Annotated in this window: 12 protein-coding genes; 11 read left to right on the plus strand and 1 reads right to left on the minus strand. The window is 73.2% G+C overall.

Going from position 1 to position 14,912, the window contains the following annotated elements; all coding sequences use genetic code 11:
• Positions 1 to 54: 54 nt before the first annotated feature.
• The 8 genes from guaA (at position 55) to WMF24_RS19250 (ending at position 9,165) form a co-directional block, all read left to right on the plus strand.
• Positions 55 to 1,629 (plus strand): glutamine-hydrolyzing GMP synthase, encoded by a 1,575-nt coding sequence (gene guaA / locus WMF24_RS19215; protein WP_437737882.1) that lies wholly within the window; start codon positions 55 to 57, stop codon positions 1,627 to 1,629.
• 2 nt (positions 1,630 to 1,631) lie between these two features.
• Positions 1,632 to 1,970 carry a PEGA domain-containing protein gene (locus WMF24_RS19220; RefSeq protein ID WP_437737883.1) on the plus strand — a complete coding sequence of 113 codons (339 nt, stop codon included), beginning with the start codon at positions 1,632 to 1,634 and terminating at the stop codon, positions 1,968 to 1,970.
• A gap of 163 nt (positions 1,971 to 2,133) precedes the next feature.
• On the plus strand, positions 2,134 to 2,565 hold the full coding sequence (locus WMF24_RS19225) for a hypothetical protein (RefSeq protein WP_437737884.1): 432 nt from the start codon (positions 2,134 to 2,136) through the stop codon (positions 2,563 to 2,565).
• Entirely contained in the window at positions 2,562 to 3,491 is a 930-nt protein-coding gene (locus WMF24_RS19230) for an RNA polymerase sigma factor (protein WP_437737885.1), read from the plus strand. The genes WMF24_RS19225 and WMF24_RS19230 overlap by 4 nt, the downstream gene beginning before the upstream one ends.
• Positions 3,492 to 3,878: 387 nt before the next feature.
• Entirely contained in the window at positions 3,879 to 5,624 is a 1,746-nt protein-coding gene (locus tag WMF24_RS19235; protein WP_437737886.1) for a serine/threonine-protein kinase, read from the plus strand.
• Between the two features lie 66 nt (positions 5,625 to 5,690).
• The gene (locus WMF24_RS19240; RefSeq protein WP_437737887.1) at positions 5,691 to 6,674 is read left to right on the plus strand and encodes a hypothetical protein; all 984 of its coding nucleotides are present in this window, start codon (positions 5,691 to 5,693) and stop codon (positions 6,672 to 6,674) included.
• A 72-nt stretch (positions 6,675 to 6,746) separates the two neighbouring features.
• The gene (locus WMF24_RS19245) at positions 6,747 to 8,120 is read left to right on the plus strand and encodes a 3-deoxy-7-phosphoheptulonate synthase class II (RefSeq protein ID WP_437737888.1); all 1,374 of its coding nucleotides are present in this window, start codon (positions 6,747 to 6,749) and stop codon (positions 8,118 to 8,120) included.
• A 334-nt stretch (positions 8,121 to 8,454) separates the two neighbouring features.
• Entirely contained in the window at positions 8,455 to 9,165 is a 711-nt protein-coding gene (locus WMF24_RS19250) for a hypothetical protein (protein ID WP_437737889.1), read from the plus strand.
• Positions 9,166 to 9,404: 239 nt separating this feature from the next.
• Here the strand turns inward: WMF24_RS19250 and WMF24_RS19255 are convergent, their stop codons facing one another.
• Complete coding sequence (locus WMF24_RS19255; protein WP_437737890.1) at positions 9,405 to 12,011, minus strand: S8 family serine peptidase; 2,607 nt, start codon at positions 12,009 to 12,011, stop codon at positions 9,405 to 9,407.
• A gap of 533 nt (positions 12,012 to 12,544) precedes the next feature.
• Here WMF24_RS19255 and WMF24_RS19260 point away from each other — a divergent pair.
• The 3 genes from WMF24_RS19260 (at position 12,545) to WMF24_RS19270 (ending at position 14,910) form a co-directional block, all read left to right on the plus strand.
• A complete protein-coding gene (locus WMF24_RS19260) occupies positions 12,545 to 13,195 on the plus strand; it encodes a class I SAM-dependent methyltransferase (RefSeq protein ID WP_437737891.1) in 651 nt (216 codons plus the stop codon).
• The gene (locus tag WMF24_RS19265) at positions 13,192 to 14,154 is read left to right on the plus strand and encodes an NAD-dependent epimerase/dehydratase family protein (RefSeq protein WP_437737892.1); all 963 of its coding nucleotides are present in this window, start codon (positions 13,192 to 13,194) and stop codon (positions 14,152 to 14,154) included. Before WMF24_RS19260 ends, WMF24_RS19265 begins: the two co-directional genes overlap by 4 nt.
• 81 nt (positions 14,155 to 14,235) lie before the next feature.
• Entirely contained in the window at positions 14,236 to 14,910 is a 675-nt protein-coding gene (locus WMF24_RS19270) for a glutathione S-transferase family protein (RefSeq protein ID WP_437737893.1), read from the plus strand.
• The last annotated feature ends 2 nt before the right edge of the window (positions 14,911 to 14,912 follow it).

Genomic DNA, 14,912 nt, shown 5'->3' on the forward strand with positions numbered 1-14,912 from the left:
ATGGCTGGATGGATCGACCGACCGCGGCCCGACCCTGGCGGATCCCGCACCGCCATGCTAGCGGCAGCCATGCTCTCACCCCGGCGGGACTTCGTCGTCATCCTCGATTTCGGCTCTCAGTACACGCAGCTCATCGCCCGGCGCGTGCGTGAGTCTGGCGTCTACTGCGAGATTCACCGCTTCGACGTGCCGGTCGCCGAGCTGCGCAGGCTCGCCCCGCGGGCGCTCATCCTCTCCGGCGGCCCCGCCAGCGTGTACGGGGAAGGCGCGCCCCGCTGCGCGCGCGAGGTGCTGGAGCTCGGCGTCCCGACGCTCGGCATCTGCTACGGGCTCCAGCTCATGGCGCACCACCTCGGCGGCAAGGTCGAGCGCGCGCACACAGGCGGCGAGTACGGCCCCGCCACGGTGCGCGTCGAGCGCCCGACGGGCATCTTCTCCCGCTTCGCCGAGGGCGACGCCATCGACGTCTGGATGAGCCACGGCGACCGCCTCGCCGCGCTGCCGGAGGGGTTCGTCGCGCTCGGCACCTCGCCAGGCAGCCCGCTCTGCGCCGTCGCGCGCGAGCGCGACAAGATGTACGGCCTCCAGTTCCACCCCGAGGTCGTCCACACCCCGCGCGGCAAGGAGATCCTCCAGGCGTTCCTCTTCGACGTCGCCGGCCTCTCGCCGACCTGGACGCCCGCGTCGTTCGTGGAGGAGGCGATCGCCGCCGTCCGCGAGAAGGCGGGCCAGCACGACCGCGTCATCCTGGGCCTGTCGGGCGGGGTCGACTCCTCGGTCGCCGCCGTCCTCTGCCAGCGCGCGCTCGGCGACCGGCTGACGTGCATCTTCGTCGACAACGGCCTCCTGCGCGAGGGCGAGGCCGAGACGGTCGAGCGCACGTTCCGCGACCATTTCCACATGAACCTCGACGCCGTCGACGCGTCGGCGCGGTTCCTCGAGGGGCTGCGCGGCGTCGTGGATCCCGAGCAGAAGCGCAAGGTGATCGGCCGCCTCTTCATCGAGGTGTTCGAGGAGGAGGCGAAGCGGGTGCAGGGCGCGAAGTGGCTCGTCCAGGGCACGCTCTACCCGGACGTCATCGAGAGCGTCTCGTTCAAGGGGCCGAGCGCCGTCATCAAGAGCCACCACAACGTCGGCGGCCTGCCCGAGCGGATGAACCTCGGCCTGATCGAGCCGCTGCGCGAGCTCTTCAAGGACGAGGTGCGGGCCGCCGGCGAGGCGCTCGGCATGCCGCGGGAGATCCTCTACCGCCAGCCGTTCCCCGGCCCGGGGCTCGCGGTGCGGTGCCTCGGCGAGGTCACGCCGGAGAAGCTCCGCGTGCTCCGGGCGGCCGACACGATCTTCGATCAGGAGATCCGCGCCGCCGGGCTCTACGAGTCGCTCTGGCAGAGCTTCTGCGTCCTCCTCCCCGTCCGCTCCGTCGGCGTGATGGGCGACGAGCGCACCTACGACGAGGCCATCGCGCTGCGCGCTGTGCACTCGACCGACGGCATGACCGCCGACTGGGCGCGGCTGCCCTACGACCTCATCGCGCGGGTGAGCTCGCGGATCATCAACGAGGTGCGCGGCGTGAACCGCGTGGTGCTCGACGTGTCCTCGAAGCCGCCCTCGACCATCGAGTGGGAGTGACGATGGCCGGCGCGAGCGCGAACGCAAACGCGAAGAACGCGAAGAGGACGCGCGCCGCCGCGGCGCTCCTGCTGCTCGGGCTCTCGGCGTGCGTCCCGCGCACGCCGGCGACGGTCTCGCTGCGGATGAAGGGGAACGTGCCCGACGCGTCGGTCACGATCGACGACCAGTACATCGGCGCGCTCGCCTACGTCGCCGCCCGCGGCGTCGCGCTGCCGCCGGGCACGCACCGCATCACCGTCGAGAAGGCCGGCTACTTCGCGTGGGACCGCCTCGTCGAGGCCAGGAGCGGCGCCCCGCCGATCCACCTGCAAGTGCAGATGACGCCCGTGCCGGACTGACGATCGCGCCGGACCGAGCGCCTCCGGTCCTCCCACGTCGGCGCCGCAGCTCCGCCGGTGCGCGAGAGCAGAAGTCGAAATCATCCTGGAGAGCTCTCCGTATTCCATGGCGATGGTCGCACGCACGGCCATCGCGACCTCAACCTTGACCATGGACCGGAGCATGCCGAACCGGAGCCGTTCGAAGGCGCAGCCCTGCGCGCCTGCCCCAAAGAAAGCAGCCCGGCGCCCCCGCCGGCGCGCCACGCTCGACGTGTGCGGCCCCGGGAGCCGTCGCCCGGGCGGCCGCCTGTTTCATGCCCTGTGCGATCTCGCCGATCGCTTCCTCCAGCGCCGCGCGGATCCGCAGGCGACACAGCTCGGCACCGTGCTGTTCTATGTCGCATTCCACAGCGCCCGGGCCGCCGAGGACGACGACTTCCGCCTCTCGCTCCGGACGTCGCTGGACATGCTCGTCGAGCTCGAGCCGATCGAGCGCTGGCTCCCGCCGCCCCCGGCGCTCGATCTGCCCGCAGACCAGCCGGCGCCGCGCCCCTACCCCCTCTACGCCGGCGCGGATCTTCCGGCGGCCCCGGTGGCACGGAGCATCGGATGACGCTGCCCTCGCCGTCCTTCTCCTCGGCGCGCCCGTCGTTCGAGACGGTGTACGCGGCGGGCCTGCCCTTCCTCCACCACGCGCTCCGCTGGCTCGGCGTCGCGGCGAACGATCTGGACGACATGCTCCAGGAGATCTTCCTCGCGGCCTACCGGGGCCTCGACACCTACGAGCCGTGGCGTTACCACGCGGCCCCGCGGGCCGAGCGCTCCGCGGCAGGGCCTCCGCCCCTGCGGATCAAGCCGGAGGCGGCGCTCCACCGGTGGCTCTTCGGCATCGCGTGGCGGAAGACGAGCCACTACCACGCGCGCGCCCATCGCCGCCGAGAGATCCCGTCCGGGGCGGGCGGCTCATGGCCGTTCGACGGGCGCGATCCGACGCCGACCCCGGAGCAAACGCTCGCGAGCGCGGACCGCGCCGAGATCGTGACGGCGCTTCTCCTGAAGGTCGCGCCCGAGCGGCGCGTGATCCTCGTGATGGTCGACGTCCTCGGCGTCCCGGTGGCCGACATCGCCCGGGAGCTCCAGCTCAAGGAGAACACCGTCCGCTCCCGCCTGCGCCTCGCCCGCGAGGATTTCCGCGCCGCGGTCGCGCGCCAGCCCCGCGAGCGCCGCAGCGCCCTGCGCCCCTTCCCCGCGCTGGAGCGCTCGCTGGACGCCTTCGCCGCGTCCCTGCTGCGCGCGGCGCGGGCGCTCCCGCCCCGCCCCGCTTCCGCCTCGCGCGCGCTCTGGCTCCGCATCCAGCAGCGGATCCTCCTCGACAAAAGGGAAGCAGACGGCCCCACTGGCAGCTTGACGCCCCCGTACGTTTGTGTAGTCTCCGCCGCCCTCGCAGAGAAAGTCCTACGATCATGGCCAATACTCCGAAGTGGAATGTCCGTCTGCGTCACGAATGGCTCGCCACCCCGCTCAAGAAGAAGCGCCTGAAGCGCTGCCAGAAGGCGCGGATCGGCCTGCTCGATGCCGAGCAGCGCAAGGCCGCCAAGCAGAAGCCGGTCCAGGCTGAGCAGCCCGCCGGCTGACCCGCCGACTGCGGCGCGCCGCTAGCCGGACCGGCCGCGCGAAGGCCTCGACGTCGCGTGCCGATCCAGGTCCGGCAGGTCGGCGTCCTCGCGCAGCTCGATCCGTGGTAGCGTCGCTTCGCGGCGTTCGTCTGCGGTTTGGCGACGGATCGTCGGTCCCCGCCTTCAGCGCGGGCCGACCAGGATTCATGGGAGCGAGGCCCTGAGCGTGTCGGATTCGAGCTTTTCGCCCGGTCGCTCGGGCAGCCCTGCCGTACCCTCGTCCGGTTCTACCGGAGGCGCGCCCTCTCACGTGCCTGAGGAGGGCGACGGGCCGACCCGCGTCATGAGCGACACGGAGCGGCAGGCCGCGCTGGCCGCCGTCCGTGGAGCGCTGGCTCAGTCCCAGGCCACCGCCACGCCCATCGTCGCGCCCGTCATGCCGACGGCGTCGACGACCGCGGAGACGGTCCGCCCGCCGGCTCCCCCCGGCGGCGGGAGCGCTGCCGCGCCCGACATGGCGCCCGAGACGGTCCGCCCGCCCGCGGTCCCCACGGGGCTGCGGGCGGCCTCGCACTACGCGACCGCCGACACGGTCCGTCCACCCGCGCCGCCCCCGGGGAGCGCGCCGGGCGATCGGCCCTCGGAGGCGGACCCGCTCGTCGGCGCCACGGTGGCGGGCGCGTACCTCATCACCCGCCTCCTCGGCGAGGGCGGCATGGGCCGCGTCTACGAGACGCACCACACCCGCATCCCGGGCAAGCGGTTCGCCCTGAAGACGCTCCACCCGGAGCTCGCCCAGCAGCCCACCGTCCTCGCGCGCTTCCAGCGCGAGGCGGAGGCGGCGGCGGCGATCAGGAGCCCGCACGTCGTCGAGATCTACGACGTGAACCGGCTGAGCGACGGCCGGCCGTGCATCATCGCCGAGTACCTGGACGGCCAGGGGCTCGGCGAGCTGCTCGCGGCGTCCGGGGGACGGCTGCCGGTGGGCACGGCGGTGCGGATCGCGCGCGAGGTCTGCGACGGCATCGCGGCCGCGCACGCCGCCGGGATCGTCCACCGGGACCTCAAGCCGGAGAACATCTTCCTCACGGGCGATCCGGCGTGTCCGACCGTGAAGGTCCTCGATTTCGGCATCTCGAAGACCTCGGAGCCCTCGGCGCTCACGAGGACGGGCATGGTGCTCGGAACGCCTGCCTACATGGCCCCGGAGCAGGCGAAGGGCGAGGAGGTCGATCTCCGGGCCGACATCTACGCCGTGGGCGCCGTGCTCTACCACGCGCTCACCGGGCAGCGCCCCTTCGAGCAGAGCGACCCGACGGCGACGCTCCTTGCGGTCATGACGGAGGAGCCGAAGCCGCCGCGGGCGCTCAACCCGGAGATCCCGCCCGGGCTGGAGCTCGTCCTCCAGCGCGCGATGGCGAAGGACAAGGGCGGCCGTCACGCCTCGATGGGCGAGCTCGCCAGCGACCTCACGCCGTACGAGGAGGCGGCCGCGGCCGGGCAGATGCCGTCGAGCACGCGCGCGCCGCTCGCGCGCCCGTCCGTCGTGCTCGGGCGGCCGTTCGCGCTCTCGCAGGCCTTCGGCCTGCCCGGCTCGCCCGCGTCCGAGGCGTACCTGACGCGGCAGATGGTCTTCCTCTCGGCGAGCCTCGGCCTGGGATGGCTCGGCGCCGGCCTCGTCAGCAGCCTCGCCGGCCTCGTGCGCGCCGCGCGCGGTGATGACGCCGCGCTGTCGGGCCAGGGCGCCGCGCTCCTCACGTTCGGGATCCTGTGCGCCCTGTTCGGCGTCGGGCTGTTCGGCGGCTTCTACGTCTTCCGTCACATCTGGCGGGACGACGTCAGGCTGAGCGCGCTCGCGCCGCGGATCACGACGCCCGTCGTCCTCGCGCTCGTGGCCTACGGCGCCGCGTCGCTGCTCGTGCGGCTGCTCGAGGCGGTGTTCCTGCAGCGGGCCGTCGGCATCGCCTGGCCGGTGTGGGATGCGCTGCTCTTCCTGATCAGCGTGGGCGCCGCGCTCGCAGCCGCCGTGTTCCAGTGGCGGGAACGGCGGCGATGAGCCAAGGCCCGGGCGCGCGACGCCGGCCATGGGCCGCGGCCCGCGCCTGTGTTAGGTGAGCGGACCATGCCAGCGCAGGCATCTGGAACGGGCGCCAGCCGGGCCAGCTCCCCCGACAGACCGAGCACGCTCCCCGCGAAGGGCAGCGCGCTCGCCACGAGCGTCAGCGCCGCCAGCCCGCGCGCATCCATGCTGGCGCGGGCGCCGGTCGCGGCGCGGTGGCTCGTCGCCGGCACGGCCGCCGCGGTGGCGCTCGTCGTCGCCGCCGCCCTCGTGCGCGACGACGCCTCGCTCGACCGGATCGAGGCGGCCGCGGGCGCGGAGCGCGCGCCGCCGGAGGGCTCCGCGCCGCGGCGCCCGGTCATCCCGCGCCCGAGCAACGCGGTCCCCGCCGACGAGCTCGCCGCGGCGAACGCGGGCGGCGTGCTCGCGCTGGAGGCGCTCGCCGCGCGCTACCCCAAGGACCCGGCGATCTTCCGGGCCCTCATGCTTCGCCACGCGCTCCCGCCGCCCTACCACGCCGCCGCGCTGGCCGCGGCGAAGCGGCTCCTCGAGCTCGATCCGGGGGCGGCCGCCGACGACGACGTGAAGCGCGTCGTCGCGAGCGCCGCCGGCGGACCTCCCGAGGCCGCCTCTTCCGCGCTCGACCTCATGGCGGGCCCCCTGGGGAGCCACGGGGCCGACCTCCTCTACGACCTCGCGGTGGGCAGCTCCGCGCTCAAGGAGCGCGCCGCGAAGCGCCTCGCGGAGGCCGCGGTCCTGGAGCGGGCCACGCCCGCGCTGCGCGTCGCGCACGAGCTGCGGGGCGCCGCTTCCTGCAAGGCGCGGCAGCCGCTGCTCGCGCGCGCCAAGGCCGACGGCGATCGGCGCGCGATCGACGTCCTCGCGCCGCTCGTCGTCGGCAAGAGCAAGGGATGCGGCTTTCTCGGGATGAGCCGCTGCGCGGCGCCGTGCGCCTCGATCTCGGGCGAGATCAAGGCGACAATCCAGGCGATCGAGGAGCGCGTCGGGCCGTCGCCCGGGGCGGCCCCGGCGCCGGAGGGTCGCTGATCGCGCTCGACAGCCGATGGCGTTGACCGAGGGTTGCGCGGGTGGGAGCCTTGCCATATCAGGGCTCAACGCATGTCCGTTCCTGCTCAATCCTGGTCGCCCGACTCATGGCGTGAACGTCCCAACGCAGCGCCGCTCCCCTATGAAGACGCCGACGCCGTCGTCGCGGCCGTCGAGAAGCTCCGCGCGCTGCCGCCGCTCGTGACCTCGTGGGAGGTCGAGCGGCTCAAGGGCCATCTGGCCCAGGCGCAGCTCGGGCGGCGGTTCGTGCTGCAGGGGGGCGACTGCGCGGAGACGCTGGACGATTGTCGTCCGAACATCGTCACGAACAAGCTGAAGATCCTGCTCCAGATGTCGCTCGTGCTGGTGCACGGCGCGCGCCGGCCGGTGGTGCGCCTCGGGCGCTTTGCCGGCCAGTATGCAAAGCCGCGATCGAGCCCGGTCGAGACGCGCGCCGGCGTGAGCTTGCCGAGCTATTTCGGGGATCTCATCAACCGGGCTCCCTTCGAGGCCGCCGCCCGCCGCCCGGATCCGGGCCTGATGGTGGCGGGCTACCAGCACGCGGCGCTGACGCTGAACTTCATCCGTTCGCTGTCGGAGGGCGGCTTCGCCGATCTGCACCACCCGGAGTACTGGGACCTGAGCTTCCTCGAGCGGGCGGATCTGCCCGGCGAGCTGCGCGAGCGGTACCAGCGGATGACCGAGCAGGTCGGGGAGGCCCTCCGGTTCATGGAGGCGCTCGCCGAGGTCCCCGTCGGGGAGCTGTCGCGGGTCGAGTTCTTCACGAGCCACGAGGGGCTCAACCTGCACTACGAGTCCGCGCAGACCCGGAAGGTCGCGCGCCGCCCCGGCTACTACGACCTGACGACCCACCTGCCCTGGATCGGCGAGCGCACGCGGCAGCCCGACGGCGCGCACGTCGAGTTCTTCAGCGGGGTAGAGAACCCGGTGGGCATCAAGCTCGGCCCGAAGACGGTCCCCGGCGAGGTGATCCGCCTCCTCGATCGGCTGAACCCCGCGGACGAGCCGGGAAAGATCGTGCTCATCGTGCGCATGGGCGCCGGCCGCGTGCGCGACGGGCTGCCGCCGCTCATCGAGGCGGTGCGCGCGGCGGGGCGCAAGGTGCTCTGGATGTCCGATCCGATGCACGGGAACACCCAGACGACGTCCGGCGGGATCAAGACACGGAATTTCGAGGATATCCTCACCGAGATCGAGGCCAGCTTCGAGGTGCACGAGGCGCTCGGCTCCCACCTCGGCGGCGTCCATTTCGAGCTCACCGGCGACGATGTCACCGAGTGCATCGGCGCCGGGCTCACCGAGTCCGATCTCGACCGGCGCTACGCGAGCCTGTGCGACCCGCGGCTCAACTACCGACAGTCGCTCGAGATGGCCTTCCGCATCGCCCACCGCATGGCGGAGTCGTCCCGGCGCCTCCCGGGCTGACCCCCCGGCGCCCGCGGCGGCGTCGGCTGCCGGGGGGAAGAGTTGGAACCACAGAGGCACAGAGGGCGCAGAGGAGAGAAGGAAAGAAATCTCCCCCTCTCTCCCTCTCTCTTTCCTCTGTGCCCTCTGTGCCCTCTGTGGTTCCAATTCTCTTTCTCACATCGTGACTCTCGCATCGTTGCGCGTCGTTGCGGATGGTTGCGCGTTGTTGCCACACCCTTTCTGTCCATCTGACATTCCAGGCGCTCTCCGGTCCTCGATCCAAAAGCAGGAGACGCCCGGTGGCGATCCGTCGAGCCTGTCCCAAGGAAACACCGCGGGGGGGTAGTTCGCCATGCAGAACATCTCGACACAGCAGAGTGACAGCCGACAGGGTGAGGGACAGGCAACGACGGAGGGCCCGCTCGAGGGACAGCAGCGCACCGCCACGGGCCCCACGCTGCTCGAGTCGTTCCTCCCGGAGGCCGACATCGTCGTGAACCAGGAGATCGTGGTGATGGCGCCTCCGGAGGTGACGTACGCCGCGCTGCGGAGGGTCGATTTCGCGAAGAGCCGCTCTCTGGTGCTCCGCGCCTTCTTCGCGCTCCGCGTGGCCGACGTGCGGCGCGCCCGGCGCCGGCTCGGGCTCGCGCCGCTTCCCGCGCCCGCGCGCGTGTCGCTCCAGAACGTCCAGGACTATGGCCAGATCAAGCTGGCCGAGAAGGAAGGCTCCGAGATCGTCGTCGGGGCGATCGCGCGGCCGATGCGCACGGAGAGCCTGTTCTCGGGGCGGACCGCCGCCGAGTTCAAGGCGTTCGACTGCCCCGGCCACATCAAGGCAGCCGCCGGCTTCGTCGTGACGCCCCACGGCCAGCGCCGCACGCTGCTCTCGTACGAGGCGCGGATCCGCGCGACCGACACGCGGACGCGCCGGCAGCTCTTCCTCTGGGACGCCCTGACGGCGCCCCTGATGCAGCTCGTCACGAGCCGGATGCTCGGCTACGTCGCGCGGGTCGCCGAGCACCAGTGCGCCGCGCACACGCATTCCCATCGCCAGGCGACGTAGCGCCCTCGCCGGGCGGCGCACCGGCCAGGGGCAGGCGCGCGCGGTCCGCGGGGGGTGGCCCCGGCCGCGCACGCCTTGCGCGCCTGCCCTCACGCCTCCTCGCCGACCGCGATCGCGCGGCGCGGCTCCTCGCGGGGTTGTACCGCCGCGTCCCCCTCATGCGGGCGCAGCGCGAGCTCGTGCGCGTCGTCCGCCGGCTCCGGCCGGTGCTCGTCTACAAGGCGCCCTGAGCGAGCCCATCACGGCCGATCCAGGGTGATGACGGGCGACGTCCACGAATCCCAGTGCGCGTCGTTGCCCGGATCGCCGAGCGCCCTGAGCGCGCGCAGCTTGATCACGTAATCGCCGTCCGGCACGACGACGGGGCGACCGCCGCGCTTCGTCGTGCCCTTCCACCCGTACCGCGTGACCGCCGTCGCCGACGAGCTCTGGCCGACGTGGGAGAGCTCCAGGGCGCGCCCCCACGCCTGGCCCGTGGCGGCCCCGACAACGTCCATGGTCAGGCGCTCCGCGCCGTGGTCGAGGTGGACCATCAGGACCGGGATGTCGCCCGACGCCAGCGTGTACGTCGCGCCGCCCGGCTGGGGCGTCACGCGCGTCCCGTTCACCTTGCCCAGCCACGGCGCCCCGTGCCCTGACGTCTTGAGCACGGGCACGCGCTGGTAGTCGCCCTTGAAGCCCGCGTACGGCACCCGCAGCGCGCCGTCGGCCGCGCCGCCGCGCGGCGTGAACACGAGGTAGCCGCCGAACAGGCCCCCGTCCGCGAGCGCGTCGCTCGCCCGGACGGTGACCGAGACGGTCGCGCTCCCGAGCGATGGCACGGTGACGCTCGGCGCGCTGAAGTCGACGCGCGCGGCGCCGGCCGTCTCGCTCCGCGGGGCCCAGTGGTCGCCGCCCGTCGCGCACGCGGCGGGCGCGTGCGACAGATCGTAGGTGACGTCGTGCGCGGCCACGTTCTCGAGCGTCAGCGTGCGCGTGACGGGGCCGGCCTCGCTCTCGCCGAGCGCCAGCTTGCCGGGGCTGATCAGCGTCGTCGCGCGGATCGCGCGGTCGACGCGGATCATCCCGGCGCCCTGCCTGTACGCGCCCTCCGGCACCCCGGCGGCGGGATCGCCGCTCCACGGCGCGGGGATCGCGCTGTTCTGCAGGACGTCGCGCACGCGCGCCGGGGAGAGCTCCGGGCGCGCGCCGAGCAGGAGCGCGACGGCCCCGGCCACGTGCGGCGCCGCCATCGACGTGCCGCTCAGCGAGTCGTACGCGCCGAGCTCGACGGGCACCGTCGAGTAGATCGAGCCGCCGGGCGCGGCGATGTCCGGCTTGAAGGAGAGCGCCGCGCTCAGGCCGTGCGAGCTGAAGCCGGAGACGAGGCCCGCGGTGCCGTTCTGCGCGGCCACGGCCCGGTCGGTCCACGTGTGGGTCACGGCCCCCGCGTCGAGGCGCGCGTTGAGGAGCGCGCCGTCCGCCTGCGCGATCCCCACGACCGGGATGGTGATCCGGTCGCGCCCCACGACCGAGGGGTTCATCGCACCGGGCCGGTCGTTGTAGAGCACGACGCCGACGGCGCCCGCGGCCTGGGCGCGCGCGGCCTTCTCGGGGAACGGGCAGCCGCCGCGGCGGACGAGCGCGATCTTGCCCGCGAGGCTGCCCGCCGGGAGCGCCGTGCAGCCGTCGCGCGCGCTGGTGGGCGTCCCGGTGCGCGCCAGCGGGGCGCTGCCCGAGAGCGGCGCGGGCGGGCTGCCGACCGCGCGCGTGTAACCGATCGCGACGTCGCCCGGCGCGACGGTGAACGACAGGCTGGTGAGGCGCGCGCCGTCGACCGACGCGGTGCCGATGACCGCGTCGCCGACGCCGGGCGCGCCCGCGGCCCAGAGCCCCTTCTCGCCGCTGTTGCCGATCGAGGCGACGACAACGACCCCGCGCGCTACGAGCGCGCTCGCGGCCGCCGCGGTCGGGTAGTCCGGCCACTGGAACGGCGTGCCGATGCTGATGTTGACCACGTCCATGCCGTCGTCGGCCGCGCGCTCCATGGCCTTGACGATGATGTCGGCGCGCGAGCCGCCGCGGCAGCCGAACACGCGGTAGGCGCCGAAGGTCACGTCCGGCGCCACGCCCTCCACGACGCCGTTCGCCCCGATGATGCCGGCGACGTGCGTGCCGTGGCCCAGGCAATCGTCGGGGTCGTCGTCGGGCGCGGGCTGCCTGTTCGCGTCGCCGGAGGCGAAGTCGTCGCCGACGAAATCGTGGCCGAACGCCACGCGGCAGCCCGGCCCGAAGCAGCCGCCGAGATCGGGGTGATGGTAGTCAACGCCGCTGTCGATCACGCCGACGCGGATGTCCTGACCGGTCACGCCGACGTCCCGGCGCACGATGTCAACGCCCGACATCTCGCCCGCGACGCCGAGGTCCGGCTCGATGGTCGCCGCCGCGCGGACGATGTCGAGATCGACCGGCAGGACCGGATAGACGGCCTTGACCCCGGGCATCTCCGGGAGCGCCTCGGCGCCCTCGCGCGCGACGCGGACGGAGATGCCGTTCCAGAGATCCTCGAACGAAAATCGCTGTCTGTACCGGAGCCCTCGCTCGACGGCCGTCCGGCGGAACCGCGCGCGAGCCTCGTCGGACAGGCCTCCGGCGCGCGCGCGCCCGCCGCTCACCGACGGCGCGCGCTCGAACTCCACGAACCAGAGCTCCGTCGGCTCATCCGGCGCGAACGTCGCCTCGCCGGGCTCCTCGCCGCCCGGAAGGGCAGTGTCCCGGCCCGCCTCCCGGTCTCCAGGCTCTCCACTGCACGCCGGAAGAGCGATGTGGAGGGAGGCCAGAAAGAACCAGCGCACATCGTATTTCATGAGCCCTTTCCCGCGTGTGCCGATCATCAAGTCAGCTATGTTCGATGACGCGAATCGGTCAAGCGAGAGCGGGCGAGTACAGCTCGAGCGGCGAGCCCGGGGCGGTCATCGCCGTAGATGCTGGAAGAGGGCTTGTTGCATCGCGGCCCTCCGTTCGGGTCGGGAGCCATGAATTGCGCGCTTCAGCCATCATGTCAGGAGCGCGGGAGTTCGCGGGCATCCCGCTCGTTCCGCTTCCGTGGCATACGGCGCCTCGATGACAGTCCTGGAGAGGGGTTGTTCTTCGCGATGTCGCCGCTGTCCCGTCAGGCCGCGGTCGCCCGGCGCTCTGCCCTTCCCGCGCGAGGGCAGCCCTCGGCGCCCCATGCGATGACGGGCGCCCTCGGGGCGTTGCCCGTCCCCGCGCGCTCGACTAGCGTGCCGCGGCGCTCCGGCGCTCCGGCGCTCCGGCGCTCCGGCGCTCCGGCGCTCCGGCGCTCCGGCGCTCCGGCGCTCCGGCGCGGGCGGCGCCGGGCTCGGATGTGGGAGTTGGCATGATGGTCCTGGAACACGCCTTGTTCTCGCTGCACCATCGCCTGGTCCACGTACCCCGCGTTGGCCGCGTCGCGCGGGCCCTGGCCGCGCAGGTGGGCCGCGCGGCGTCGCTGCTCGACGTGGGCGCGGGCGACGGGACGGTCGCGCTCTCGGTCGCGCGCCGCGTGGGCGCCCAGCGCGTCGTCGGCGTGGACGTGAAGGCGCGGCCCGGGGCGGCGCTGCCGGTCGCCGCTTATGACGGCGAGCGGCTCCCCTTCCCCGACGGCGCGTTCGAGGCGGTGCTCCTCTCCGACGTGCTGCACCACTGCGCGCGCCCCGGCGCGCTGCTCGCCGAGGCCCTCCGGGTCGCGTCGCGCGTCGTCGCGGTGAAGGACCACTTCCGGTTCGGCCCGGTCTCGGAGAAGGTGCTGCTCTGGATGGATCTCGTCGGGAACGCCGCGCCGGGCGTCGAGGTGCGTGGGACCTACTTCACCCCGGGTGAGCTCGTCGAGCTCGTCCACGGCGCGGGCGGGCGCATCACCGGCCTCGAGTGGCCGCTGCGCATCCACGATCTGCCGTTCCGCCTCGTGACGCAGGATCGCCTCCAGTTCGCGGCGCGGATCGAGCGCGCGGGCGCCGAGCGGACGGCGGGCGCGGAGGGCGCGCGATGACCCAGCTCAGGTCGTTCGTCGTCGGCGGCGCCGGCTTCATCGGGAGCCACCTCACCGATCGCCTCGTCGCGCGCGGCCCCGTGACGCTGTACGACAACCTCTCTGTCGGTCGCCGCGCGTTCGTCGCGCAGCACCTCGCCTCCGGTCGCGCGACGCTCATCGAGGCGGACGCGCTGGACCTCGAGCGGCTCACCGAGGCCATGGTGGGCCACGATCTCGTCGTCCACCTCGCCGCGAACCCCGAGGCGCGCTGGGGGCTCGCGCGCACGCGGCTCGACCTCGAGCAGGGGACGATCGCCACGTACAACGTGCTCGAGGCGATGCGGCGCGCCGGGGTGGGCCGGCTGATCTTCTCGTCCTCCGGCACGGTCTACGGCGACACGCCGCGGACGTGCGCCGAGGGAGATCTCGGCTCCTTGCCCATCTCGCTGTACGGCGCGAGCAAGCTCGCGGGCGAGGCGCTCGTCAGCGCCTACGTCGAGTGCTTCGGCCTCACGGCGTGGATCTACCGCTTCGGCAACGTGGTCGGCCCGCGCGGGACGCACGGCGCGGCGCTCGATTTCCTCAGGAAGCTGCGCGATCGGCGGACCGAGCTCGAGGTGCTCGGCGATGGGCGCCAGTCGAAGCCGTACCTCGATGTCCGTGACTGCGCCGACGGGATGCTGTTCGGCTTCGACCGCGCCGGAGATCGGCTGAACGTCTACAACCTCGCGCCCGAGGACACGACGAGCGTCTCCCGCATCGCGGAGCTGTGCGTGGCGGCGTCGCCCTACCCGGACGCGGTGATCCGGTATCAGGGCGGCGAGCGCGGGTGGCCCGGCGACGTGCCGCGCTCGCGGATGGATCCGAGCAAGCTGGCCGCGCTCGGGTTCCGGGTGCGCCACACCAGCGACGAGGCGGTGCGCATGGCGGTGGAGGCGCTGGCGAGCGAGGTGTTCGGGGGCGAGCCGGCGGCGTGATGCGCCCGGCGCGCTGATGCGCTCGCGCGCTGATGCGCTCGCGCGCCGTCGCGCGGCGGTCAGCGATGGTAGGCTCCCGGCATGGCTGAGCTCACACTCTACATCGGAAACAGGTCCTATTCGTCGTGGTCGCTCCGGCCGTGGCTCGTCCTGAAGCACGCCGGTGCCGCGTTCGACGAGGTGATGATCCCGCTCCGGGCGCCGGGCCAGCGCACGACGGAGATCCAGCGCCACTCCCCCTCGGGCAAGGTGCCTGCCCTGAAGCACGGGGCGCTCACCCTCTGGGAGTCGCTCGCGATCGCCGAGTACGTGGCGGAGCTCTTCCCCGACGCGAAGCTCTGGCCGGACGCGCGCGAGGCGCGCGCCGTCGCCCGGTCGGTGAGCGCCGAGATGGCGAGCAGCTTCGCGGCGCTGCGCACCGCGCTGCCGATGAACGTGCGGCGCAAGATCCAGGGCGTGGCGCTCACGGAGGCGGCCTCTCAGGACATCGCGCGCGTCCGGGCGATCTGGGGCGACTGCCGCGCCCGCTTCGGCCAAGGGGGCGAGTTCCTGTTCGGGCGCTTCAGCGTGGCGGACGCGATGTACGCGCCGGTCGCCACGCGGTTCAACACCTACGGGGTCGAGCTCGACGACGTCTCACGCCGCTACGTCGCGTCGATCCTGGGGCTCCCCGCGATGCAGGAGTGGATCGCGAAGGCCAGGGAAGAGCCGCAGATCATCGAGGAGTACGAGGCGATCGGCGTCGTCGGCAAGTAGCG

Source organism: Sorangium sp. So ce1335 (assembly GCF_051521615.1).
In the GTDB taxonomy this organism is placed as follows: Bacteria; Myxococcota_A; Polyangia; order Polyangiales; family Polyangiaceae; genus Sorangium.